This window comes from Methylovorus sp. MP688 (assembly GCF_000183115.1).
GTDB classification, from domain to species: domain Bacteria; phylum Pseudomonadota; class Gammaproteobacteria; order Burkholderiales; family Methylophilaceae; genus Methylovorus; species Methylovorus glucosotrophus.
The window spans coordinates 1,816,302-1,841,988 of sequence record NC_014733.1 but is presented as its reverse complement, the minus strand read 5'-3'; the positions used below and the strand labels follow the sequence as shown (position 1 = coordinate 1,841,988).

The 25,687-nt window shown below is 55.3% G+C and carries 23 protein-coding genes; 22 read left to right on the top strand and 1 reads right to left on the bottom strand.

All coding sequences use genetic code 11. The features are described from left to right. Nucleotides 1–9 precede the first annotated feature (9 nt). The 7 genes from era to MPQ_RS14285 all read left to right on the top strand — a co-directional run bounded on the left by era (nucleotide 10) and on the right by MPQ_RS14285 (nucleotide 4,974). Entirely contained in the window at nucleotides 10–912 is a 903-nt protein-coding gene (gene era, locus MPQ_RS08735) for a GTPase Era (protein WP_013442557.1), read from the top strand. Nucleotides 913–1,051: 139 nt separating this feature from the next. Next, entirely contained in the window at nucleotides 1,052–1,777 is a 726-nt protein-coding gene (gene recO, locus MPQ_RS08730; protein ID WP_083801058.1) for a DNA repair protein RecO, read from the top strand. Between the two features lie 52 nt (nucleotides 1,778–1,829). Then, entirely contained in the window at nucleotides 1,830–2,561 is a 732-nt protein-coding gene (gene pdxJ, locus MPQ_RS08725; protein WP_013442555.1) for a pyridoxine 5'-phosphate synthase, read from the top strand. Between the two features lie 37 nt (nucleotides 2,562–2,598). Then, nucleotides 2,599–2,979, top strand: a complete 381-nt coding sequence (gene acpS / locus MPQ_RS08720) for a holo-ACP synthase (RefSeq protein WP_013442554.1) — start codon at nucleotides 2,599–2,601, stop codon at nucleotides 2,977–2,979. Continuing rightward, nucleotides 2,979–3,965 (top strand): hypothetical protein, encoded by a 987-nt coding sequence (locus tag MPQ_RS08715; protein ID WP_041362219.1) that lies wholly within the window; start codon nucleotides 2,979–2,981, stop codon nucleotides 3,963–3,965. Before acpS ends, MPQ_RS08715 begins: the two co-directional genes overlap by 1 nt. A 3-nt stretch (nucleotides 3,966–3,968) precedes the next feature. Next, nucleotides 3,969–4,802, top strand: a complete 834-nt coding sequence (locus MPQ_RS08710) for a ThiF family adenylyltransferase (protein ID WP_013442552.1) — start codon at nucleotides 3,969–3,971, stop codon at nucleotides 4,800–4,802. A gap of 10 nt (nucleotides 4,803–4,812) precedes the next feature. Next, nucleotides 4,813–4,974, top strand: a complete 162-nt coding sequence (locus tag MPQ_RS14285; protein ID WP_013442551.1) for a DUF2256 domain-containing protein — start codon at nucleotides 4,813–4,815, stop codon at nucleotides 4,972–4,974. A gap of 70 nt (nucleotides 4,975–5,044) precedes the next feature. Here the strand turns inward: MPQ_RS14285 and MPQ_RS08705 are convergent, their stop codons facing one another. After that, complete coding sequence (locus MPQ_RS08705) at nucleotides 5,045–5,302, bottom strand: hypothetical protein (protein ID WP_013442550.1); 258 nt, start codon at nucleotides 5,300–5,302, stop codon at nucleotides 5,045–5,047. A 156-nt stretch (nucleotides 5,303–5,458) separates the two neighbouring features. On the opposite strand from MPQ_RS08705, the gene htpG reads away from it, so the two are divergent. From htpG to MPQ_RS08635, 15 genes are all read left to right on the top strand, one after another. Continuing rightward, a complete protein-coding gene (htpG, locus tag MPQ_RS08700) occupies nucleotides 5,459–7,345 on the top strand; it encodes a molecular chaperone HtpG (protein WP_013442549.1) in 1,887 nt (628 codons plus the stop codon). 185 nt (nucleotides 7,346–7,530) lie between these two features. Beyond that, the gene (locus tag MPQ_RS08695) at nucleotides 7,531–9,018 is read left to right on the top strand and encodes a choice-of-anchor I family protein (RefSeq protein WP_013442548.1); all 1,488 of its coding nucleotides are present in this window, start codon (nucleotides 7,531–7,533) and stop codon (nucleotides 9,016–9,018) included. A gap of 152 nt (nucleotides 9,019–9,170) precedes the next feature. Further along, the gene (locus tag MPQ_RS08690; protein WP_013442547.1) at nucleotides 9,171–9,449 is read left to right on the top strand and encodes a hypothetical protein; all 279 of its coding nucleotides are present in this window, start codon (nucleotides 9,171–9,173) and stop codon (nucleotides 9,447–9,449) included. 31 nt (nucleotides 9,450–9,480) lie between these two features. Next, on the top strand, nucleotides 9,481–10,098 hold the full coding sequence (rpsD, locus tag MPQ_RS08685; RefSeq protein ID WP_013442546.1) for a 30S ribosomal protein S4: 618 nt from the start codon (nucleotides 9,481–9,483) through the stop codon (nucleotides 10,096–10,098). A 271-nt stretch (nucleotides 10,099–10,369) separates the two neighbouring features. Then, nucleotides 10,370–10,504, top strand: coding sequence for a hemin uptake protein HemP (gene hemP / locus MPQ_RS13730; RefSeq protein ID WP_202943907.1), 135 nt, complete (start codon nucleotides 10,370–10,372; stop codon nucleotides 10,502–10,504). A 9-nt stretch (nucleotides 10,505–10,513) separates the two neighbouring features. After that, the gene (locus tag MPQ_RS08680; protein ID WP_013442544.1) at nucleotides 10,514–10,756 is read left to right on the top strand and encodes a hypothetical protein; all 243 of its coding nucleotides are present in this window, start codon (nucleotides 10,514–10,516) and stop codon (nucleotides 10,754–10,756) included. Then, nucleotides 10,746–11,528: an energy transducer TonB gene (locus tag MPQ_RS08675; RefSeq protein ID WP_238525292.1), complete on the top strand. Its 783-nt coding sequence runs from the start codon at nucleotides 10,746–10,748 to the stop codon at nucleotides 11,526–11,528. Before MPQ_RS08680 ends, MPQ_RS08675 begins: the two co-directional genes overlap by 11 nt. A gap of 56 nt (nucleotides 11,529–11,584) precedes the next feature. After that, the gene (locus tag MPQ_RS08670; RefSeq protein WP_013442542.1) at nucleotides 11,585–12,328 is read left to right on the top strand and encodes a MotA/TolQ/ExbB proton channel family protein; all 744 of its coding nucleotides are present in this window, start codon (nucleotides 11,585–11,587) and stop codon (nucleotides 12,326–12,328) included. Further along, entirely contained in the window at nucleotides 12,325–12,750 is a 426-nt protein-coding gene (locus tag MPQ_RS08665) for a biopolymer transporter ExbD (RefSeq protein WP_013442541.1), read from the top strand. Before MPQ_RS08670 ends, MPQ_RS08665 begins: the two co-directional genes overlap by 4 nt. 245 nt (nucleotides 12,751–12,995) lie before the next feature. Further along, a complete protein-coding gene (locus tag MPQ_RS08660; RefSeq protein ID WP_013442540.1) occupies nucleotides 12,996–15,473 on the top strand; it encodes a glycogen/starch/alpha-glucan phosphorylase in 2,478 nt (825 codons plus the stop codon). Nucleotides 15,474–15,573: 100 nt separating this feature from the next. Further along, nucleotides 15,574–16,251, top strand: coding sequence for a DUF4197 domain-containing protein (locus MPQ_RS08655; protein ID WP_013442539.1), 678 nt, complete (start codon nucleotides 15,574–15,576; stop codon nucleotides 16,249–16,251). Between the two features lie 178 nt (nucleotides 16,252–16,429). Beyond that, entirely contained in the window at nucleotides 16,430–16,945 is a 516-nt protein-coding gene (locus MPQ_RS08650; RefSeq protein WP_013442538.1) for a sigma-70 family RNA polymerase sigma factor, read from the top strand. After that, complete coding sequence (locus tag MPQ_RS08645) at nucleotides 16,936–17,883, top strand: FecR domain-containing protein (RefSeq protein WP_041362217.1); 948 nt, start codon at nucleotides 16,936–16,938, stop codon at nucleotides 17,881–17,883. Before MPQ_RS08650 ends, MPQ_RS08645 begins: the two co-directional genes overlap by 10 nt. A gap of 102 nt (nucleotides 17,884–17,985) precedes the next feature. Next, nucleotides 17,986–22,008 (top strand): TonB-dependent receptor domain-containing protein, encoded by a 4,023-nt coding sequence (locus MPQ_RS08640; RefSeq protein ID WP_013442535.1) that lies wholly within the window; start codon nucleotides 17,986–17,988, stop codon nucleotides 22,006–22,008. Continuing rightward, entirely contained in the window at nucleotides 22,008–25,583 is a 3,576-nt protein-coding gene (locus tag MPQ_RS08635) for an autotransporter domain-containing protein (RefSeq protein WP_013442534.1), read from the top strand. Before MPQ_RS08640 ends, MPQ_RS08635 begins: the two co-directional genes overlap by 1 nt. The last annotated feature ends 104 nt before the right edge of the window (nucleotides 25,584–25,687 follow it).

Sequence of the window (25,687 nt, the reverse complement as noted above, 5' to 3'; positions counted from 1 at the left end):
AGACTTTATATGACCACTGAAAATACTCCTGCTTCTCCCTTTCGCTGCGGTACCGTGGCGATTGTGGGCCGTCCCAACGTCGGCAAATCCACGCTGCTCAATCACATTCTCGGGCTCAAGCTCAGCATTACCTCGCGCAAGGCGCAGACCACGCGCCACCGCCTGCTGGGCATTCATACCACCGACGATACCCAGTACCTGTTTGTGGATACGCCCGGGTTCCAGCAAAAGCATGTGAATGCCCTGAACCGCAGTCTGAACAAGACCGTGACGCAGGTGCTGGCCGAGGTGGATGTGGTGCTGTTCGTGATTGAACCCATGCATCTGGGCGAGGCCGATCGCCTGGTGCTGAACATGCTGCCGCGCAACAAGCCGGTATTGCTGGTGGTCAACAAGGCTGACCTGATGGGCGACAAGGGCAACCTGCTGCCGCTGATCCAGGATTTTGATCTTGAATTTCCGTTTACCGCCATCGTGCCCGTCAGCGCCAAGAAAAACCTGTATCTGGATGAACTGCTGCAGGCCGTGCGCCAGCATCTGCCAGAGCAGGAGGCCATTTATGGCGAAGATGAGCTGACCGACAAGAATGAGCGTTTTCTGGCAGCCGAACTTCTGCGTGAGAAAGCCTTTCGCTTCCTGGGCGATGAAGTGCCTTACAGCATCGCTGTTGAAATTGAAAAATTTGAAATGGAAGGCAATCTGCGCCGTATTCATGCTGCTTTTATTGTCGACAAGGAAAGCCAGAAGCCCATGCTGATAGGCAAGGGCGGCGCCAAGCTCAAGCAGATTTCCACTGAAGCGCGGCAGGATATGGAAAACCTGTTTGGTGGCAAGGTCTGGCTCGAAACCTGGGTCAAGGTCAAAGGCGGCTGGGCGGATGATGAGCGCGCCCTCAAGTCCCTGGGGTATTGATTGTCATTGATGATCAATCCTCTCGGCATTGCTGCCAAGCGGTGACTGCCTCGGTTTTTCGCGAGCCTGCAGGCTGCGGATGCCCGGTGTGGTGGTTGCCCCTGAATCCATCTGATTTTATTCGCAGTTAATTCTTCTTATGGCCGTCCTCCACAAACAAGACAATCAGCCGGTGTATGTGCTGCATACCTATCCTTTCAAGGAAACCAGTCTGGTTGTGGAGCTGTTCAGCCGCGATTTTGGGCGTGTAGCGGCAGTGGCAAAAGGCGCCCGCCGTCCGCGCTCCGCCATGCGCGGCATGCTGCAATCCTTTCAACCCCTGCTTGCCACCTGGTCAGGCAAGGCGGAGCTGAAGACCCTGCATAGCCTGGAGTGGGGCAGTGGCCTGCTGCTGTTGCAGGGCGATGCCCTGATGTGCGGCTTTTACATGAACGAGCTGCTGCTGCGCTTGCTGCCGCGTGAAGATAGCCACGATGCCCTGTTTGCTTACTACGGCGATACCTTGCGTACCCTGTCGCAGAGCGCCGAGCATGCCACCAGCCTGCGCCGCTTTGAATTGCGCATGCTGCAGGAGATGGGCTATGCCGTTCCTCTGCTGAACGATGAGCGCGACCAGCCGATAGAGGCGGAGCGTGTCTATGAATACGTAGCCGAGCGTGGCGCCTGCACCGGTGCTACTCCACTGCCTGCGGCCAATCGCGTACAATTGCGTGGCAAAACCCTGCTGGACATGGCGCGGGATGATTACGCCGATAGCCAGACCCAGCAGCAAAGCAAGCAATTGATGCGCATGCTGCTGGCGCATTATCTCGGTGACAAGCCGCTGCATACGCGGCAGTTGCTGATCGACTTGCAAGGCCTGTAGTGCCGGGCAGCCCAGGCTGTCTCTTACTGTCATCAATGAAAGTTACTCCATCATGATTAAACTCGGGGTCAATATTGACCATGTCGCCACGCTGCGCCAGGCGCGTGGCACCCAGTACCCCAGCGTGGTGCAAGCCGCGTTGCGCGCGGAAGAGGCGGGCGCCGACAGCATCACCATCCACTTGCGTGAAGACCGCCGCCATATTCAGGATGCCGATGTCTTTGCCCTGCGGCCCTTGCTGCAAACCAAGATGAATCTGGAAATGGCGGTGACCGAAGAAATGCTGGGCATTGCCTTGCAGGTGAAACCGCAGGATGTCTGCCTGGTGCCAGAGCGGCGTGAAGAACGCACCACCGAGGGTGGCCTGGAAGTAGCGGGCAATCTGGCGGCGGTGAGCCATGCCTGCCAGGTATTGCGCGATGCGGGCATCCGCGTGTCATTGTTTATCGCCCCTGATATTGCGCAGATTGATGCCGCCAAAGCGGCAGGTGCTCCGGTGATTGAAATCCACACCGGGACCTTTGCCGATGCAGAAACCCCGGAAGAGCAGGCGCATGAGCTCGCCCGCGTGCAGGCCGCCGTTGCGCATGGGCGCAAGCTGGGCCTGGTGGTTAACGCCGGGCATGGCTTGAATATTCACAATGTGCATTTGATCGCGGCGATCCCGGGTATTGAAGAGCTGAACATCGGCCACGCCATTGTGGCGCATGCCATTTTTGTCGGTTGGGAATACTCGGTGCGTGAAATGAAAGTCCTGATGCTGCAGGCGGCCAAAGCCGAATGATCTGCTCCCAGTATTTGCCGATGCAGCAGGGCGCGCAATGATCTTCGGCATAGGTACCGATATCGTTGAGGTATCGCGGATTGAGGATTCGCTGGCGCGCTTTGGCGATGCATTTGCCGAGCGCATACTGACTGCGGCCGAGTATGATGAGTACCTTGCCAGCAAGACCCGTGCGCGGTTTCTCGCCAAGCGCTTTGCCGCCAAGGAAGCCTTTGCCAAGGCACTGGGAACCGGTATTCGCGGGCCTGCGGCGTTTGAGAATATTGGGGTCGGCCACGATGAGCTGGGCAAACCCATATTGGTGCTGGCGCAAGAATTGCAAAGCTTGCTCGATGCCAAAGGCATCGTGCACAAACATTTATCAATCAGCGATGAAAAAGCCCTGGCGGCTGCGTTTGTCGTTTTGGAAAAGGCGTGATGGTGAATTCTCGATTACTCAAGCTGGTGTTTTCCCTGCTGTCCCTGGGCCTGGTCATGCCTGCCCATGCGGCCAACTGGAATCTCCTGGGCGAAAGCAGTTTCGGCAAGCATTACATCGATATCGGCACCCTGGAATGGGAAGCCAGCAAGACCGCATTCACCATCAGTACCCGCGTGGTGCAGCCTGACAGCGCCGAGTGGCTGACGACCATACGCGTGGACTGCAAGGACAGCAGCTACGCCTATCTGAGCGGTAGCAAAACCCAGGATGGCCAGGTACTGAGCGAATTTGAGACGCCCAAGCCGGCCAGCGCCATTGTGCGTGATTCCATGCCTGACCAGCTGAAAGGCAGTTTCTGTGGCGTGCGCTCCATTGCAGGTCAATGGGAGTCCATAGGCAAAAGCAAGGTATCCGAAGTCTTTTACAATCGGCAATCCATCAAGCAATACGCCGACGGCAGCCATTTCATGGTCGATACCCGGGTCGTGCCCTTCGATAAAAGCCAGGAAACCCTGAGCACATTGTCGTTTGATTGCGATGCCAGCTCTTTCATCATGACCCGCATGAGCACGCTCAAGGATGGCAAGCTGACGCAGGTGTTCGATAAGCCCAAGCCCACGACCATGGTCAGCAAGACGGCGACGCTGGAAGCCTTGTCCCAGAAATTCTGCGTGGAAATCCCCATTATCAATGATTGGCAGCAACTGGACGTGGGGGGCAAAAGCCGCTTGTACCTCAGTAACCAGAGCGTACGCTGGAATACCGATCGCAGTTTCTTCTCCATCATGCTGAAGTCGACCTATGACGAGGGTAGCGAAATGCTCAACCATGTGTCGATTGATTGCGATAAAAATACCTCAACCTTTCTTGGCGGCACACTCAAGGTCAACGATGTGATCGAAAACCTGGGCGCTGAGCCGCCCAAGAGCATTCTCGCCAACACACCGTTTGCCACCATCAAGCGCCTGTATTGCGGGCAGTAGGCCATGGCATTGCGTTCGTCTACCAACCAGTCTGATGCCGGGCAGGGCGCAATCCCTGATACGCCGGATGTGGATATGGAGCGACGCTTTGGTGGCGTGCGGCGTCTGTATGGCGCAGAGGCGCTGGCGCGTTTTCAGGCGGCGCATGTCTGCGTGATCGGCATAGGCGGCGTCGGGTCCTGGGCCGCGGAGGCGCTGGCGCGCAATGCGATTGGCCGTATCACGCTGATTGACCTCGACAACATCGCCGAATCCAATATCAATCGCCAGCTGCATGCGCTGGATGGCGAGCTGGGCAAGGCCAAAGTGACGGCCATGGCCGAGCGCATCCAGCGGATTAATCCACGGGCGCAGGTGGCGCAGATAGAAGATTTTGTCACGGTGGAGAATGTAGAAACTATGCTGGGACAGGGCTTTGATGGCGTGATTGATGCGATTGATGATGCACGCGCCAAAGTGGCGATTGCCGCCTGGTGCCGTAGCCACAAGCTGCCGTTGGTGGTGACGGGTGGTGCTGGTGGTCGCCTGGATCCCACCCGTATCCGCCATGCTGATCTGGCCCAGGTTCACGGCGATCGACTGCTTGCCAAGGTGCGCAACAGCCTGCGGCGTGACCATGGCTTTCCCCGCGCGCCTTCTGGCAATAAAGCCCCGGCCAAATTTGGCATTCCCTGCATTTACTCCGATGAACCCATCCAGAAACCGGATGCAAGCTGCGAGGCTGATGGCGGGCTTAGCGGCCTCAACTGTGCCGGCTATGGCTCCTCCGTTTGCGTGACTGCGCCATTTGGCATGGCCGCTTCCGCGCTGTTACTGAAGCTTCTCTCCTCGACCTGAGGCATGCACCATGCCTTCCAGGGAATTCAAAGGCAATAAGGCCTACCTCCCCAGCAAACCCTGCGTGCAATGTGGTCGCACCATGACCTGGCGTAAAGCGTGGGAAAAAAACTGGGATAGCGTCAAATACTGTTCAGATGCCTGCCGCCGCGTGGCGAAAAGCAAGGGCTGAAAACCCAAACGACCCGCTGCTCGGCCCATTACCAAGTCTGGCTAAGGCAATCAGCGGGGCTTAATGTCCGCTATCGCTGAATTTCGGATTCGTATTCCGGAAAGTAGCGCGCAATCACGGAAAGATCAAAGCTGCGCAGGATACTGGTGTTGGATTCACGCGCCAGCAAAAATTCGAAGGAGCGCATGACCAGCGACACGGTGTCTTCATCTTGCCGCGCCAGTTTTCGGGCATATTCCGGCTGTACCGTGACCACATGCGTGGTTGTTGAGCGGCTGGTCACTTCAACTTCAAACTTGTTATTGTCGAGCGGTTTTACCTTGATCATGTTTGCTCCCCGGCTGTCCTGCGTCAGTTTAGCAAAATCGCACTTGAAAATATGACGAATGCCCCAAATTTATAAGCACGTTTTTATGCATGTATGAACCCTGATTTCATACAGCCTGCTTCTTACCAACACCAAAGTTTTACCATGGGAGTTTATATGTCGACCGACACCATTCAAAAAGAAACACTAGGTTTTCAGGCCGAAGTAAAACAACTGTTGCAGTTGATGATTCATTCGCTCTACAGCAACAAGGAAATTGTGCTGCGCGAGCTGATCTCCAATGCCTCGGATGCAGCAGACAAATTGCGCTTTGAGGCGCTGTCTGACAACAGCCTGTATGGCAATGACAGTGATTTGAAGATTCGTGTGTCCTTTGATAAGGATGCCCGTACGCTGACGATTTCGGATAACGGTATCGGCATGAACCGCGCTGAAGTCATCAGCAATATCGGCACCATTGCCAAATCTGGTACCAAGGAGTTTTTCCAGTCCCTGACCGGTGATCAGGCCAAGGATGCCAACCTGATTGGTCAGTTTGGCGTGGGCTTTTACTCGGCGTTCATTCTGGCTGACAAGGTCACCCTGATTACCCGCCGTGCGGGCAGCGATGAAGCCGTGAAGTGGGAGTCGGCAGGCGAGGGCGACTACACCCTGGAAGCCGTTGAGAAAGCTGGCCGGGGCACCGATATCATCTTGCACCTGCGTGAAGGCGAAGATGAGTTCCTGAATGACTGGAAGCTGAAGAGCATCATCCGCAAGTATTCCGACCATATCACCTTGCCCATCATCATGAAAAAGTCGGAGTGGAAAGATGGCGAGCAGGTGCCAACCGATGAAGATGAAACCGTCAACAAGGCGTCTGCCTTGTGGGCGCGTGCAAAGAGCGATATCAGCGACGAGGAATACCAGGAGTTTTACAAGCATGTATCGCATGACTTTGAAAACCCATTGGCCTGGAGCCATAACCGCGTAGAAGGCAAGCAGGAATATATCTCGCTGCTGTATGTGCCAAGCCGCGCGCCGCTTGATCTGTATGACCGCGAGCGCAAGCATGGCATCAAGCTCTACGTGAAGCGCGTGTTTATCATGGACGATGCGGAGAAGCTGATGCCGCAATACCTGCGCTTTGTACGCGGGGTGATTGATAGCGCTGACTTGCCACTGAATGTGTCGCGCGAAATCCTGCAGTCCAGTCGCGATATCGACAATATCAAGGCCGGTTCGGTGAAAAAGGTATTGGGTCTGCTGGAAGACCTGGCGGAAAACAAACCGGAAGAGTATGCCGGTTTCTGGAAGGAATTTGGCCGCGTGCTGAAAGAGGGCCCGGGCGAAGACTTTGCCAACCGTGAAAAGATCGCAGGCCTGCTGCGCTTTGCTTCCACCCATGCCGATACCGATGCGCAAGTGGTGTCGCTGAAGGATTACATCGGCCGCATGAAGGAAGGCCAGGACAAGATCTACTACATCACGGCCGATAGTTTTGCCGCTGCCCAGCATAGTCCGCACCTGGAAATTTTCCGCAAGAAGGGCATTGAGGTGCTGCTGATGTCTGACCGCGTGGACGAGTGGATGCTGTCCAGCCTGACCGAGTTTGATGGCAAGGCCTTGCAATCAGTGGCGAAGGGCGACCTCGACCTGGGCAATCTGGAAGATGAAGCCGAAAAAAAGCAGCAGAAGAAGGTGGAAGAAGAGGCGCGTGATCTGATTGAGCGCGTGAAAACGACGCTGGGCGAACGCGTGAAGGAAGTGCGCGTAACGCACCGCCTGACCGATTCCCCGGCTTGTTTGGTGGCGGGTGAAAACGATCTCTCGGGTAATCTGGAGCGCCTGCTTAAGGCTGCCGGACAGAAAACGCCGGATAGCAAACCTATCCTGGAAGTGAATCCTGAGCACAAGCTGGTTGCCAAGCTCAAGACCGAGTCGGATGAAGGCCGTTTTGCCGACCTGGCAAACCTGCTGTTTGATCAGGCTTTGCTGGCAGAAGGTGGGCAACTGGAAGACCCGGCCAGTTTTGTGCGTCGCATGAATAGCCTGATCAGCTAATACATCGCGCACAGTGATGATCCCCAATGCCCCGCTTGCCAGGGCATTTTTATGTCTGCAATCCTTTGTAACTGCTCGGTTTCATCATCCTGTCACACATCATCTTTACATTAATTAACATTGCCTGTTGCACGCAGGTATTGAACACACACACCAATCACACACCTAATAACAAGGATGGGAAGATGACAAAGAAACTGATCACACTGGCGGTTTCCGCCCTTTGCCTGCCGGCGATGTCTTACGCTGCAGACACGCTGAGTCTGAGCAAACTCTGGACATATAACCACGCATCCACCGGCGTGGCTGGTCAAACCTCTGAAATTTCGGCCTATGACAAAGTCACCAACACCGTATGGGTGGCGGGTATCAATGGCGTTGATGTCTTGAACGCGAGCAGCGGCAGTCTGGTGCAGCATATTGATACGACCGCCTATGGCTCGATCAACAGTGTAGCCATTCACAATGGCCTGGCCGCTTTCGCCATCGAATCCACTGTGGATCGTACCGCCCCTGGTGTGGTCAAGCTGTTTGATACTTCCAGCCGCGCGCTGACCTCCGGCGTGAACTCAATCACGGTTGGTGCCTTGCCTGATATGCTGACCTTTACAGCAGATGGCTCGCGTCTGCTGGTGGCCAATGAAGCCACGCCGACCAACTATGCAGGATATGACCCTGCTGGCAGTGTCAGCATCATCAATATGACATCACGCAGTGTGATCACAAATGCTGGCTTCACCGGCGTACCGACCACCGGCAGCAACATCCGCACCAATACGGGCATGGATTACGAGCCCGAATATATTGCGGTGAACAAGGCAGGCACCAAAGCCTATGTATCCCTGCAGGAAGCCAACGCGATGGGTGTGCTGGATCTCAAGACCAATAGCTTCAGCAGTGTGATTGGTCTTGGCACCAAAGATTTCAGCCAGGTTGGCAACTGGATCGATCCCAACCACAAGGATGGCAAGGTTGAACTGCGCGCCAGCGACGTGAAGGGTCTTTACCAGCCAGATTCAATGGCAGCTTATGAAGTGGGTGGCAAAACCTTTATCGTGATGGCGAACGAAGGGGATACCCGTGAAGATGACGGCGACAAGGCGCGCGTAAAAGATGTTCCAGCTTTGAAAGCATCTGCACCGGCAGATTTGAAAGAGCTGAATATTTCTGTGCCGGATTCCACCCCGGGCAATCTGGTCACCTTTGGTGCCCGTTCCTTCTCGATTCGCGATGCTTCTGGCGCCATTGTGTTTGATAGTGGTAATCAGCTGGATGCCAAGGCCATTGAGCTGGGCATCTACGATGATGGTCGCAGCGATGACAAGGGCGTAGAGCCGGAAGGTGTTGCCTTGCTCGAACTGGGTGGCCGCACCTTGGCCTTCATCGGTCTGGAGCGCACCCTGAAAAGTGCGGTGGCGATTTATGACATTACCGACCCCAGCAAGGCCAGCTTCCTGGATATGATCGTGACCGATGGCGATGTGGCACCTGAAGGCCTGATGACCTTTGTGCGTGATGGCAAATACTATCTGTCGATTGCCAACGAAGTCAGCGGCACGACTAGTCTTTACAGTATTTCTGGTGTATCGCCAGTGCCAGAAGCCCAGACCTACGGTATGCTGCTCTTGGGGGTGGGGCTGATGGGTTTTGTGACATATCGTCGTAAAGTCTGATTTCCCTGAGATTGCCGCGCTAGAAACACAAGCCACCGCAGTTGCGGTGGCTTTTTTATTTGGGGCGGCTTTACCCGAATTTTCATGATGCGTGTTGACTTAACAAATGCGAATCATTATCATTATTAAAACTTGGTTAACAAGGATAGTCCGTGAAACCCAAAGAAGCGATATTTGATCCAGAATTGCCCAATGCGAATGCCGTACTGGCTTCGCTGTGCTGCGTGACGGCACGTTATGCAAGTCATCCATCGGCTGAGCTTGCCGAGCTGGCCCTGGATCTTTCACGCAAGCTGACTGCTCCGCAATATGCCGAATCCAAACTGGTATCGGAAGTGGCCCAGCGGCTGATGCGCGACTGGGAAGCGATTGCCCATGAGCAGCATGCCATGCAGGCGGTGGTAGTGCCTGGCAGTCGTCATCTGCAATAAAACTAACATTATCGATATCGGAGTATAGAGTATGTCCCGTTTTACCGGCCCTCGTCTGAAAGTCATGCGCGCATTGGGCGTCGATCTGCCAGGCCTTTCCCGTAAAAGCATAGAGCAGCGCCCAACGCCGCCTGGCCAGCATGGTGCCAAGGCTGTGCGCCGCAAGAAATCAGACTTCGGCATCAAGCTGATGGAAAAGCAGAAGCTGCGATTCAACTACGGTTTGTCCGAGCGCCAATTGCGTCGCCTGATGGTGGATGCGCGCCGTGGCAAGGCACCTACCGGTGAAACTTTGCTGCAGTTGCTGGAGCGTCGTCTGGATAACGTGGTATTCCGTGCGGGCTTCGCCCCCACCATTGCGGCTGCCCGTCAGCTGGTATCGCATCGTCACCTGCAATTGAATGGCAAGGTGGTAAGCATTCCTTCCATCCGTTTGCGCGTGGGGGATGAAATCAGCCTGAAGCCTGCCAGTGCGCAGATTCCTATTGTGAATGAAACACTTAAAGATATGCCCTTGATTCGGCCTGAGTGGCTGAGTTGGGATGATACACAGCGCGTTGCCCGTATCGCGCATTTGCCTGCTGCTGAAGATGTGCCATTCCCCGTGGATGTGCAGCAGGTGGTTGAGTATTACGCCAACAGACTCTAGTTCTGCTGGTTGTTCCTGGTCTCCTCTCTCGGTCGTCGTTGCTGGCGGCCGTTTTTTTTAGGGAAAAATTCCCTGTTCTCATGGCTATTCAAGGTGAATAATCAATTGTAAAATTAGGCTTGACCGTCTAATTGAGAATCGTTATCATTTGTTTTATCCTGAGTGACTAGGCTCAGGTTCAATTATTTCAGGTTCAAGTGAGGGTCATATGACAGCGACGACATTGTTAACAGATGCACCTCGAGGAGCGGATGCCGGTGTGCAACCGTCCATGACGAACGCGAAACTGCGTCAGCTCGACAGCAAGGAGCTGTTTAATGGGCAACGCGAACTGGAGATTGCGCACGGCGATCAAACCTATCGTCTGCGGCTCACCCGTCAGGGCAAGCTGATTCTGACGAAGTAAGGAGTTCGCATGAAACCGGAAAATCCTTGTAAGCGCATTGTGCTCGCGGGTAACGAAGGCTGCAGGATATTATTCTGCGAAGAGTGCAATGTGGCTGAGCTGGAAGTAGGTGCGCTTAGCCTGAGGCTGGACATGCAGGCGTTTGGCTCCCTGGCAGAATTGCTGCAGGAGGGCGCAGCCAGAATGGCTATATTTAATGCGGTACGAGAAAGAAACGATGCAATGATGAATGGGGTAGGGAATGTACACTGAAATGAGGCTGGTCAAGCCTTCATTCCAACCAGCGCAAGCGCCGATTGCCATGATCCGTGGCCTCAAGCCGCGCGGTGGCAACCAGGGCGGGCAAACACCATCGCGTGCTTCGTATTCAGCACTGCTGGCGGTATTGCTGGCCCATGCCGCGATCTTTGCAGCAGTGGTCTGGCTCAAGCCAGAAGAGGTGCGCATCGAGCAGCCGGATACGCCTATGGTGGTCAATCTCGTGAGCGACCCCAAGTCCATCACCGAAGAGCCACAACCCGAACCCACTCCCCCCAAGCCGGTCGTCAAGATTCAAAAGCAAAAGCCGGTCAAACAGCAAATCAAGCCCACGCCCGAACCGCAGCCACAAGTGGCTGAACCTCAGCCTGCTGCCCCGGTAGAAGCGCCGCGCGCAGTAGAGGAAGCCAAGCCTACGCCCCCACCGCCGCCAGCCGAGATCGTGGAAAAAGCACCACCTCCACCGCCACCTGAAACGCATGAGCCAGAACTGGTGACGGGCGTCGCTTACCTGTATGAGCCTGAGCGCAAATACCCCACGCTCTCCAAGCGTTTGAAAGAGGAGGGTAAGGTCAAGATGAAGGTGCGTATTTCAGCCACTGGCATGCCGGAAGACATTCAGCTGCTGGAACGCTCCGGATTTGAACGACTGGACAATGCGGCGGTAGAGTGGCTGAAGGCAGCCCGCTTCACGCCGTATCGCAAGAATGGCAAGGCGGTAAGTGTGTACGCCATTGTGCCGATGAGCTATTCGCTGCACGACTAGTCAGAATATTGTCAAAAGCACCATTATTATTTAGTTAAAACAAGAAGGAATATTGCATGCAAAGCGGTTACGAGTTTAATAGTCTGGCCTTTATTACCGATGGCGGCGTGGTTTCCATCACCGTTGCACTCTGTCTGCTGGTCATGTCCGTCGCCAGCTGGTACCTGATTATCGTGAAAGGCATCCAGTCCCTGCGCCTGCGTGCAGCGTCGCGCAATTACAGCCAGCGTTTCTGGGATGCCAGCTCGCTGGAAGTGGCTATCCGTGAAAACGGTGTCTCCACCCCGATGTCGCGCCTTGCCAATCAGGCAGTCGAAGCCGCAGAACATCATCAGCGTCACGCTTCCAAGCGTCTGGCGGATGCCTGCAATCAGGACGAATTTGTCGCACGCAGCATGCGTCGCGTTATCAGCGATGAAGGTGCGCGGCTGGAAAACGGCTTGACCATCCTGGCATCGGTCGGCAGCGTGTCACCCTTCGTTGGTCTGTTTGGTACCGTATGGGGTATTTACCACGCGCTGGCCAGCATCAGCATGAGCGGTCAGGCGACACTGGATAAGGTGGCAGGCCCGGTAGGTGAAGCGCTGATCATGACGGCATTTGGTCTGGCCGTGGCGATTCCTGCAGTGCTGGCTTACAACGCCCTGGTGCGCAGCAACCGCGTGCTGATGGCGCAACTGGACAGCTTTGCCAACGATCTGCATGTGCTGCTGACCACGGGTGCTCCGCTGACTCATGGCAATACGCCAGGAGAAAGCGCACTAAAGCCCCAAAGTCACCTTAAAGAGGTGACAGCATGATAGGTTCAGGCAACGGTTTTGGCTCGGGCAGCCATTCTGCGCCGATGGCCGAGATTAACACCACGCCGCTGGTGGATGTGATGCTGGTGCTGCTGGTGATCTTCATCATCACCGCGCCTTTGCTTACCCACGCTGTGCGCATTGACTTGCCGCAAGCCAGCAGCCAGCCTCTTCCAGAAAAACCCGAGTCATTCACCATCTCGATTGATAACGCCGGGCAGATTTACTGGAACGATACCCCGCTGGTGGAAGGCGAACTGGTGCTCAAGCTGGAGCAGGCTTCCAAGAAAGAGCCGCAGCCTGATATCAATCTGCGCGCCGACAAAGAAACCCGCTACGAAGTCATCGCCAAGGTGATGGCCGATGCCAAGAATGCAGGCGTGCAAAAGCTGGGGTTTGTTAGCGAACCTGCTACAAACTAAGCTCTGTCTGCTGTCTGTTGCATCAACAAAACCCCGTCTCTTGACGGGGTTTTGCTTTTGGGTGGTCCACATTCGCACATTAAACGGGCTTGTTTTTTGCTAGACTAGATGACAAGTCGTCACTGTGCGCTGCGCGCCTGCTGGTATTTTGAGTGGATTTTCCTGCCTGGGAATGTCATCTCCAGATCACGGTGGGCCGTTAGCCTGTACTGAATCTCCAGATATATGACAGGAATCTAACCGCCATGATAAGTTCAAATGCGTCCCAGCCCTCCGAGTTCACTCCCACCGTTACTACTGAAAAAACCCCGATAGCACAGGCTTTACAGAACCACCTGATATTTTCGGCATTTAAAACCAGTGCAACGGCAACGCCTCGTGACTGGTATGCCACGACCGCCTATACCGTTCGCGACCATGTGGTGGAACGCTGGGTCAAGACCTCCGAGGCTTATCAGGAGCGTGACCCCAAGCGCGTGTATTACCTCTCGCTGGAGTTCCTGATTGGGCGCATGTTGTCCAATGCTGCCCTAAATCTGGGCATAGCACCGGAAGTGAGCGAAGGCCTGCACGCGCTAGGGCGCGATATGGAGCAGGTAGTGGAGATGGAAACCGACGCTGCGCTGGGCAATGGCGGCCTGGGGCGTCTGGCGGCCTGTTTCCTTGATTCCATGGCCAGCATGGATATTCCCGGCACAGGCTATGGTATTCGCTATGAATACGGCATGTTCCGCCAGTCCATCAGCCATGGTCAGCAGATCGAAAATCCGGACAACTGGCTGCGCTACGGCAATATCTGGGAATTCCAGCGCCCCGAGAGTACCTATATCGTGCGCTTCTTCGGGCATGTGGTGGAGTTCCCCACCGAGCAGGGCATTGAATATCACTGGGTGGATTCCGAGGCTGTTGTCGCCATGGCCTATGATGTGCCGATTCCCGGCTATGGCACGGAAACCGTGAACAACCTGCGTTTGTGGTCGGCCAAGGCTACGCGTGAGTTTGACCTCATGCATTTCAACGATGGCAATTACGAAAAAGCCGTGGAAGAGCGCAATGCCACCGAGAATATCTCCAAGGTGCTTTATCCCAACGACACCTCGGTCTCAGGCAAGGAGCTACGCCTCAAACAGCAGTATTTCTTTGTCTCTGCCTCGATTCAGGACATCCTGCGCCGTTTCCTTGCCAATCATCACGACTGGAACATGCTGCCGGAAAAGGTGGCGATTCAGCTGAACGACACCCATCCGGCGATTGCCGTGGCCGAAATGATGTATCAGCTGGTCGATGTACACCGGCTGGAGTGGAGCCATGCGTGGAAGCTGGTGGTCAAGATTTTTGCCTACACCAACCACACGCTGATGCCGGAAGCGCTGGAGACCTGGTCGGTTGATCTGTTCGGCCGTCTGTTGCCGCGCCACTTGGGCATCATTTACAAGATCAATCACGAATTCCTGCAGATGGTGAATCACCGCTTCCCCGGCGATACCGATCTGCTGAGCCGCGTATCCATCATTGATGAAACCCACGGACGCCGCGTGCGCATGGCGCACCTGGCTGTGATCGGCAGTCACACGGTCAATGGGGTTGCCGCGCTGCATAGTGAGCTGCTCAAAACCACCTTGTTTGCCGATTTCAACCGGATTTATCCCGGCAAATTCATCAACATCACCAATGGCATTACCCCGCGCCGCTGGCTTAACCAGTGCAACCCTGGGCTCACCGCCTTGCTTGCCAAGGTGATAGGCGAGGGCTTCCACAAAGACCTGAGCAAGTTGCAGGGCATTGTGCCGCTGGCCGAAGATGCCGATTTCCGTCAGGCATTCCGCGAGATCAAGCTACAGAACAAGATCCGCCTCGCAGCCCGCATCACCAAGCTCACGGGCATCAGCCTCAACCCCAATAGCCTGTTCGATGTGCAGATCAAGCGCATACACGAATACAAGCGTCAGCTGCTCAACATGCTGCATGTCATCACCTTGTACAACCGCATCCGCAGTGGCAAGGCCGAGAGCATTACGCCGCGCACGGTGATTTTTGGGGGCAAGGCTGCGCCGGGCTACTGGATGGCCAAGCTGATTATTCGCTTGATCAACGATGTCGCCGCCATCGTCAATGATGACCCGGCAGTGGGCGATAAACTCAAGGTGGTGTTCTATCCCAACTACGAAGTTTCCGCTGCCGAATTGCTGTTCCCAGGCAGTGATCTTTCCGAGCAGATTTCCACCGCAGGTACCGAGGCCTCGGGCACAGGTAACATGAAAATGGCCCTGAATGGCGCTCTGACCATCGGTACCCTGGATGGCGCCAATGTTGAAATCAAGGAAGAGGTGGGTGATGAGAATATCTTCATCTTCGGCCTCACCACGCCGGAAGTCGCCGAGCTCAAGGCGCGTGGTTACAACCCCTGGGATTATTACCATGGCAATGAAGAGCTGCGCCAGGTGCTGGATATGATTGCCGGCGGTTTCTTCTCGGTGGATGAGCCAGACCGCTATCAGCCGATTTTTGACACTCTGCTGCACAAAGGCGACAACTACCTGCTGCTGGCGGATTACCAGAGCTATATTGATGCGCAGGATGCCGTGGGCCGGCTGTATGAGGATCAGGAGGAGTGGACGCGCCGCGCCATTCTGAATGTCGCCCGCGTAGGCAAATTCTCCAGTGACCGTACCATAGGCGAATACGCCAACAACATCTGGAAAGTGCATCCCATCCGCGGTTGATCATTTCATGCCGTCATAAAAACCTCGGGGCGTGCAAGCTTGCACGCCCTTTCTTTTGCGGTAGACTGTGATTCCCTCATGCCCTTTATGGATATTCATCATGTCCCGTTTGCTCACAACCCTGACCCTGCTTGCTTTTACCCTGAGCGCTTACAGTGCTGACCTTAGCTCGCTCAGTAACAAGGATGCCAGCAATGGGCTCAAGGAAGCGCTGATTCAAGGCGCAGGCAAGGCCGTGGGCAAACTGGGGGCCGTGGATGGATTTCTGAATAATCCGCAGGTAAAAATCCCCCTGCCAGATAATCTGAAGAAAGCCGAAAAAGCCATGCGCATGTTTGGCATGGGCGACCAGGCAGATGAACTGGTGCTCAAGATGAACCGCGCGGCCGAAGCTGCTGTGCCTGAAGCCAAGACGCTGCTGGTAAACTCGGTAAAAAGCATGAGTGTTACCGATGCCAAGAATATCCTCACCGGTGGTGACGACGCCGCCACGCAATATTTCAAACGAACCACCTCCGGCCCCATGGCTGAGAAATTCCTGCCTATCGTCAAAAAAGCCACCGAAAATGTCGCACTGGCGCAGCAATACAACAAGTTTGCCGAGATGGGCAGCCAGTTTGGCCTGGTGAAAAAAGATCAGGCGACCCTTGAACAATATGTGACCCAGAAAACCCTCGATGGCGTCTACCTGATGATGGCCGAGGAAGAAAAAGCCATCCGAAATGACCCGATGGGGCAAGCCAGCAGCTTGCTTAAAAAGGTATTTGGCGCCCTCTAGTCCGCTGGTCCCAAGGTGGTTATAAACAGCCATGTTGGCTGCTCGTCCTGGCTGATTACAGCCAGTTTCAACCAACTTCTAAATTGGTGAAATTAATAAGTCAATAATAATCAACATCTTATGGTGTTGGTATCCATTTTGCACTGTCAGCTCATAATTTCATGATACAGAGCTGGCCATGCAAGCAATTGAGCAGCACGATTTAATTCAACGCTTATACCAGGACCATCAGCTTTGGCTGCAAGCCTGGCTGCGTCGCAAGTTGGGTAACCCTACGGGTGCCGCCGACCTGGCGCAGGATACTTTCCTCACCTTGCTTCTCAAGCGTGATCTCTCAGCCATCCTCGAGCCGCGGGCTTACCTGACGACCATCGCACATGGCCTGATGGTGAGCCAATTGCGCCGCAATGATCTTGAGAAGGCTTATCTCGAAGCGCTCATGCATATTGCCCCTACAGAAGTGCCATCGCCTGAAACACGAGCCATGGTGCTGCAAACACTGATCAAGCTGGACAATATGCTCAACGGTTTGCCCGCGCATATCCGCAATGCCTATCTGATGTTGCAGCTGGAGGGGCTTAGCTATCTGGAAATAAGCCAGCGCCTGGGCGTATCCACGCGCACGGTGGGCAGTTATATCAGCAAAGCATTGCTGCATTGTCTGCTGGTCAAACAGGATGCCGGATGGGAATGAAGGCCTCAGGCGCTCTGGTCGCCGCCAGTCGCTGGTACGCCAAGCTGGCGGATGAACATGCGACTTCGCGTGATCGACAGCTGTGGCAAGCCTGGCTTGATGCCAGCCCGGAGCATCGTGAAGCCTGGCGGCAGCTCGAATCGATCAATCAGCAATTCAGTGAAATCTCGCCTGACATTGGTCTCGCCACGTTGGGCCTGCCATCGCCGTCCCGTCGTCGCGCCATCAAGCAGCTGGCGGGGATTGCGGCGATCGGCATACTCGGCGCTTATGGCTGGCGTGCGCAACCATGGCAGGAGTTACTGGCGGATTACGATACCGGGATTGGAGAGCGGCGCGAACTGGTGCTGGAAGATGGCACCCGCCTGGTGCTGAACACGGATACCACGATCAATATCGAATACAGCGCGGAGCATCGTGTTGTGCAACTTCTGCAAGGCGAATTGCTGATTGAGACCGGCCATGCAGATCCGCAGAATCGGCCATTCAGCGTGCATACCCGCTACGGCAGAATCACCGCGCTTGGCACGCGCTACATGGTGCGCGATACCCAGGACTTCAGTCGAGTGAGCGTATTCGAGGGTGCGGTGGCGATCAGGCCTGCCGACGGCTCGCAAGTGCGCATCACGCTCTATCCCGGTCAGCGTGTCGATTTCAATGATGAGACTCTGGGGCCGACCGCAGTTGCGCGAAGCACTGATAGCGCATGGAGCAAAGGCATGCTGGTGGCTTATGAAATGCCACTGGGCGACTTTATCAAGGAGTTGGCACGCTATCGGCGTGGCCGCCTGCAATGTGACCCCGCGGTGCAGGCGCTGCGGATTTCCGGCGCATTCCCGCTCGATGATATTGACTCCGTATTGCAAACCCTGGTGCGCACTCTGCCGGTGAGGGTGGAAAGTTTTACCCGGCTCTGGACCACTATCCGGCCGGTTTAAGTTGATCGTCATTTGCGATCTGAAATTTTTTTTCAGTTTTACCTTCCGCTTTTTTAATCTCGTTCGGCATACCAGCAAAGACCTTTTGCTGGGAGAAAAAGCGTGCTGAACAATTTTCGTATACCAACCAAGCCGTGGCAGATCGGGCTGGGCATGTCGGGCTGGCGCAGCCTGTTGGCGATTCAACTGCTTTGCCTGCCCGGGCTGGCCACTGCCGCTGAGCCGATCAAAACCGGCCTGGTACAAAAAGACTATGCGATTGCCCCGGGCAGCCTGAGCGATGCGCTACCTTCATACGCTGCAGAAGCGGGAGTGCTGCTGGGATTCGACCCCTTGCTCACCCGCAACAAGCAAACGCAGGGGCTCAAGGGGCATTACAGCATTGAGCAGGGCTTTTCCATTCTGCTGCAAGGCAGTGGCCTGGAGGTGATTGAAGAGGGGGCCGGGAAATATAAACTTCAACGCGCTACCCCAAAAAACGACGATGCCAAGACACTGCCCGAGATGGGAGGACAGGGCGGCGTGCTCAAGCTGAAAGAGATTGAAGTGCGTGCCAGGCGCCTGCAAGATGTTGGCCCCATGCCGGGACTAGCGCTGACCAAGGACCAGATTGCCGGCAATCTGCAAAGTATTTCTGCCAAGGAAATCAAAGAAGCCAATTCGATCAGTCTGGCCGAGTTGCTCAACTCCAAGCTGCAATCCATCAACGTCAATGATTACCAGGGTAATCCTTTTCAGATGGATATCAGTTACCGCGGATTTACTGCTGGCCCGCAAATCGGCACGCCGCAGGGCTTGAGCGTGTTTTTTGACGGTATCCGCGTGAACGAGGCATTTGGCGATGTGGTGAACTGGGACATGATTCCCATGAACGCGCTCTCCAGTTTCGATGTATATCCGGGCTCCAACCCTTTGTTTGGCTTAAATACCCTGGGTGGCGCCTTGTCCATGCGCACCAAAAGCGGTTTCGAGTTTCCAGGTGTTTCTGCCAATGTGCTGACCGGCTCTTATGGTCGCAAGCAGTTCCAGGGCTCGGCTGGCTGGAACAACGGCAGTATCGCCGCGTTTGGCGCGGTGAATCTGTTCCTGGAAGATGGCTGGCGTGACAATTCGCCGAGCAAGGTCAATCAGGCCTTCGGCAAGCTGGAGTGGCAAGGCGACCGCCTGGGCATTACCTTGTCCTCGCTGGCCGTGGTTAACAAGCTGGTGGGCAATGGCACCGTGCCGCAGGAGCTTTATCGGCAGGATCCCGCCTCCGTATTCACCTCCCCGGATGAAACCAAAAATACCCTGTTTCAGATGCAGCTTTCCAGCGTCTTTGATATTACCGACCAGATCAGCCTGACCGGTCAGGTTTATCACCGCAGCAGCAAGCGCAACTCTACTACTGGCGACATCATCGACCAGGAGACCTTCAGCAACGCAGACAAGTCCTACCATATGTGGGGAACCCGATTGCCGGGCGAGGGCAACGGGCTGCAATGTGCCTATACCGACAGTGATCGGGATGGCGTACCGGATTATTACGTGGTGACGGAAGGCAATTACTCCGAATTTACCACCAAGCTGCAGAACGGAGTGACCGATTATTCTCTGCTGGAACTCAATGGGGCGCTTCCGACGCAACTTACGCAGAATATACGGCAAAGTTTGAGCAAGGGGGTTTGGGATCCCCTGGTAAATGACGATAGCCAAGTTTATATCCAAGGATTCATGAACTTCGGTCAAGGGGTCTATTTCACCGATGCCCAGGGGAATTACAAGATCGCGTTTGCGGCGCCGGCTGCCAATGCCACGACTTGTCGCAGTGGCTCCACGTATTGGAACCAGGGCATGATCGGTTCCCAACCATACAATGACCGCGATGGTTCGCAGAATAATGGCACCGGTGTGGTGAAAGGTACTCCCACCGCCATTCTGACCAATTCGAATATTCAGCAGACTTCGCAAGGTATGAACCTGCAGCTGAATTTCAATTTTGACAAACACAAATTCATGGTGGGTGCAGCGCTGGATACGGCCAAGTCGAGCTATCTGGGCAAGTCGCGACTGGCGCTCATGGATGACCAGCGCAATGTGTACAGTGACCCCAGCCAGCTGGGCGAAGAGTTTTATGCAGCGTCGCATGATCTCACCATCAATGATTTTTTTGGTGATTCAAGTACGCGCAGCCTGTATTTCAGCGAGACCTGGTCGCCCACGCAAAATCTGCATATCACGGGGTCGGGGCGGTATAACACTACCCGTATCAAAAATACGCTGGCGCCCACCCGAGCAGAGCGGCGGCTTGAGGATCTGGCTTATCTCAACCGCTACGTCTATGGCCTGATCTGTCCCGGTACGGATTTATCCGAGTGTCCTTACAGCGTGAATGGTCCGATTGACTCCATGGAATACTGGAACAAGCTGGTATTGCCTGGAGTCCGCGAACAGCTTGGCCTCAACGGTAGCCTCCTGGACCGCTATGCCACAGAAAAATTTTCTTACTATTCCTTCAATCCCTCGTTGGGGATCACCTGGCAGACCAAGCCCAACCTGAACCTCTATGCGAACTGGAACCAGGGATCCCGCGCGCCCTCAGTCGTGGAGCTCGGCTGTGCCTGGGATGGCACGCTGGTGGGCAGTGGCAATAACATGGTGCCGCGCAGTATTGCCGAAGGTCGTGGCTGTAAGCTTCCTAGTGCATTGTCGGGTGACCCCTACCTGCCGCAGGTCAAGGCCCAGACGATTGAAGCGGGCGCGCGGGGACGATTCAAGGATTTCCTCGAGTGGAATGTCAGTGCCTATCGCACAGATCTGCGCAATGATATTTACCTGGTCTCTGCGACCAGCGAGCTGAGTTTCTTCCAGGATATTGGCGATACGCGTCGTCAGGGCATTGAGTTTGGCTTATCTGCGGAATATGGCCGTTCTGATTTCCGGGTGAATTATTCCCTGACGGAAGCGACCTTCCAATCTTACTTCAAAATGGTCAGCCCCAATAACAGCTCCCGCACCATCGATAGCTATTCCACCGACTACAACATGATTCAGGTAAAACCAGGCAATGTGATGCCCGGTATTCCCTTTAATAACATCAACTTCAACTGGGGCTACAAGGTCACGCCGGACTTCAAGATCAATTTCAATGTGGTCGCCCATAGCGGCTCCTTCCTGCGTGGTAACGAAAACAATGCCCATACACCCAGTCAGGGACGTCAGGTCAGCTACGGCAATGTGGTCACCACCTTGCCGGATAATGATTACTCCGGTACCGCTCCTGGCTATGCTGTGGTCAACTTCAATGCCCGTTACAACCTGGGCAGTGGCTGGTCGGTGCGCGCACTGATCAACAATCTGCTGGACAAGCAGTATTACACCGCTGGCCGTCTGGGTATTTCACCGTTTGCCCCTTCAACCATAGGCGCTATCGGGCCGGGCGGTTTCAACTACAACTCCTCGGAATGGGTGCCTACGCAATTTATTTCAGCAGGTGCTCCAAGGGGAATCTGGTTCTCCCTCAATTACGATTTCGATGCCTCACGCAAATATGAGCCGCCGCCTTCCAATCTCTCCATGACGGATCCAGACCGCACGCTGGAAACGCCTAGCACACTGCCCAATCAGGCGGAGATGACCCTGATGCGGCAACTGGACGACATCAAGGCCGTGCCGGTACTCCAATCTGCCCGTGGCTCGGTAGAAAAGGCCAAGCAGCAGGTGACGCAGGCCTTGCAGCAATGGCAGCAGGCGATTGCCGGACAGGATTTTGAGCGCTACCTCGAACGTTACGCGCCCAGCTACGCGCCACCCGGGCGTAGCCGCAATCAGTGGGTAGAGCAGCAAAAAATGGCCTTTATCGCCTCCAGCATGAAAAACGTCGAGATGCGTGATCTGGTGATTGCGCCGCAGGGCATGCGCATGGTGGCTGTGTTCAGCTGGCTGCAAGTGCGTGAAGGCATGCAATACCGTGAACGCAAGGTGATTTCATGGGAACAGCGTGATGGCGAGTGGCGCATCGTGCGCGAAAATGCCGTCCCCATGGGCCGGCAACCGCTGGCTGATGCGCAGCAACCCGGCGCCGTAACCTTGAAGCAGCCAGCACTGGCGGCTGCCAGCAACCGCTCCGCGAAGGGAGAATACTAATGCAACGCTTTACCCTCAAGCCCTGGACCATGCTGGCATTGCTGGCTTTCATGACCGTGCGTAGCCCGCTGTCAAATGCCGCGTGCGTTGACAATGGGGATGGCACCCATACCTGCACTGGCACCTCATCCAATACCGATAGCTATATAGAGGGGCGGGTGACGGTGGATAGCAGTGGCGGTGCTGCCACGCTTAATAATATCGGTACTAATCCTACGCTGGAGGTGGCGCCCAACATACTCGGGAGCACTATAACCCACACCACGAGTGATGGTGGCAGTGTTGCCACCATTACAGCAACGGGCAACAACCCTGTAACCATTACCAACACAGGCGCCAACATCACGCTGGATGGCAGCGCGCGCAGCTATGATGCCGCCTCCTGGAGCAGCGATAGCAACGGCCTGCTTTACAACAACGGGGTGCTGGCCGGGTACGCCGCCGCGATTCGCGCAGATAGCCTGTTGCCGTCGCTTACGATTAACAACAGCTTTGTAAACAATAGCGTGTATTATCCGGACACAGGCGATTATGGCATTCAGGCCAGGATCACCGCTTCCGGCAGTTATACCGCCGCTATCCTGGCTAACAATGCCAGTCTCACCGTCAACAGCACCGGCCTGATTTTAGGCAATGTGCTGACCTATGGCGGTGCCAGCATGCTGGCACCTTCGGTACTGGATGGTTCGCAGTACGCCACTGTTCTGCAGGCTGGCAAGACCGTTATCAATCTGGACACCGGCTTTTCCACCATCGCAGGTGACCTCATGGTGGTCGATCGCAATCCACTGTTGACGCAAGCGCAGACCGACAATAGCAATCTGGTGCTGGCATACTCGGCTGCCGATGTCGGACCGCGTGATAGTGAAATCAAACTGCGTGATACCGCCATCTATGGCAATGTTTACCTGGGTTCCGGCCGTCATGAACTCAATCTGGAAAATAGCGGCGTCAACGGCAATATCTATGTCGACCAACGCGATGCACAGGTGGTAGATGTCAGTGGTGGTGTCGCTAATCCTTTGTACAACGTGCATGGTGACCGCAACTTTACCTTGAACTCGGTCACGACCGTGTCGGGTAACAGTATCAGGAATGTTGTTATCAACGACGTGGCCGGAGCAACCAATACGGTGAACTTCGCCGGTTACCTGAGCTATCTCACTACCACGGTATCGGCCAATGGCCTGGGCAACAATACCTATAACTTTGAGTGCTATGACACCATCAACTTCACCTTGCCCAATACGGTCCTGACCAATCCTTCATGTGTGATTGCCGGCGCTGTGAGCGGTTTCACGCAAGCCAATCTGACGGGTGGGTTTACGTCGCTAGTCACTACGCTTGATGTCAGCGGCGATATTCATGTTTCTGGCCGAACCTTGCTATCCGAGTTTGGCACCATGAAGGCTGCCAACGTGGTGGTGGATCAGACGGGCTTCCTTGAGGCAGGGAATGTCACCGTGGGCCTCAACAACCTGATGGGCAACATTGTCGGCAATCTTGTCAATTACGGCACCGTCAATCTTGGCGATGCCACGCTGAATATCAGTGGCAATGCCAGCATGATGGCGGGTTCGTATTTCATCATGGCGATTGGCCCCAGTCAGACAGGCTTGCTGAATGTGGCCGGTACGACCACGTTTGACAGTAACTCTGTGATCATGCCCCAGCTTACCCGTTTTTCGCGGGCGATACGCGATGGTGATACCTTTGTCGTTGCGACGAATGCTAGCGGGCTACCGCAGGTTTCCAATACCAATGGTTTCCTGCAATGGGATGTCAGTCTCAGAGGTAACGATCTGCTTTTAACGGCCGATGTTGGTGTGCCCGCTGCCATGCGCGCCAAAGTCACGGAAGCGGCTATTCGCGCGGTAGATAGCGTGTTCCAGTATCAGGGCACAGCTCAGTTGCCTACCGATCTGCAAAAGCAGCTATTAACCCTGCGAAATGACAATGTCATTTCTGCCGCCGAGCGCCTGCGTCCTGAGATTCATGATGGCGCCATGCGCACCATCATGAGCAACACGGACAAGGTGTTTGGCATGCTGAATACCCGGTTGGTGGATACCTACCTAAGCAAGAACCAGGGCATGGCCTCGCGCGAGGCGCAGGAGATTCTGCCGGGCAAGGGCCTGTGGGTGCAGGGCTTTGGTGACCGGGGCATACAGGATAGTCAGCAGGGTATCGATGGCTACAATGTATCCTCGGCCGGGATGGCGTTTGGTCTGGATCGCGAGTGGGAAGGCGATGACAGTCTCCGTATTGGTGGCGCCGTGGGTTACGCCCGTAGCAATATCACCAACAGCGGTTACACCGTCAATAACCGCAACGATATCAATAGCTTCATGGCAGCCGCCTATGCGGCCAAAACCTGGGATGGGGCCTACCTGAACACCATGGCCGGGGTGGGGTTGCATACCGAGCAGACGCGCCGTCAACTGATGGGCCATACCGCCACCGGGCGGCATGATGCCTGGCAGTATTCGGCAAGGGTGGAGGCGGGCTGGCCCATGTTGTGGCGCGAAGATGTCACGCTGATCCCCATGGCCTCGCTTGCCTACAGTCACATTCGGGAGAGTGCCTACGAAGAGAACGGCAAATATTCACGCATGATTGTCGATACCTCGCGTCCGGACATCCTGCAGCCCATTCCCGTCTATGTGAATGGCATGCCGCAATATGCATTGGATAGCTCGCCCATCAATCTCGCGATCGATGCGCGCCGGTTTGACTCCTTGCGCGGCGGCCTCGGCGGCAAGGCCATCTACAGCCTCCAACAAAAGGACTGGTTGGCCGAGATTGAATTACGTGCCCTTTACCAGCACGAATTCGGTGATCTGACGCAAGACGTCAACGCGCGGTTTTTGTTTAACACCACAGGCTTTGTCAGTCCTGGCCTCAAGCCAGATCGCAATATGTATGCGCTGGGGGCTACGGTGCGCCTGACGGGGGATGATGAGCGTGACCAGTTAACCCTGCTAACCAGCTACGATGCGGATATCCGCGATGCCTATTTTGGTCAGACCATGAGTCTGGCAGTGCGGTATGACTTTGATCAGGGGCCGCGTTATCAACGCCGCGCCGAGTTTGCATTGCAACGCCAAAAGCTGCGTGACCCCGTGCTAAACCATGTACAGGCGACGGATCGCGATGTTGCCAGCCTGCACAAAGCGATGCAGCCGCTGGACGCTGCCATTCAGGATCTTTCGCCCCAGGAGCAAGCCCGTCGCAAGGCCATTGAGGCTACCTTGCAGACTTGGGTGAGTGCCATGGCCAATCGCAATCTCGATACCTATTTCAGCACCTATGCCGCCGATTTCGTGGTGAGCGATGGCCTGACGCGCCAGCAATGGGAGCGTCAACGCCGCATGGAACTGGGCAAGGATGGCGTGGTACAGGTGCGCATGGCGGATTTAAGTATTGAGCCCAACGGCGAGCGCATGCTGGCCCTGTTTACGCAAACGCGGCAGGAAAACGGCCATGACGAGACGGTGCAAAAAGTGGTGGATCTGGAGCAGCGCGGCGGCCGGTGGCTGATCGTGCGCGAAGACAGCATTCCGCTGAGCGAGTGATGCCATGTTACGGGGGCAAATCTGGCGACGCTTGCGGGCGTGTGTGGCGCGCGTGGCCATGGCGCTTTTTGTAGGATGCCTGCTGTTTGAAATGGGGATGCTGG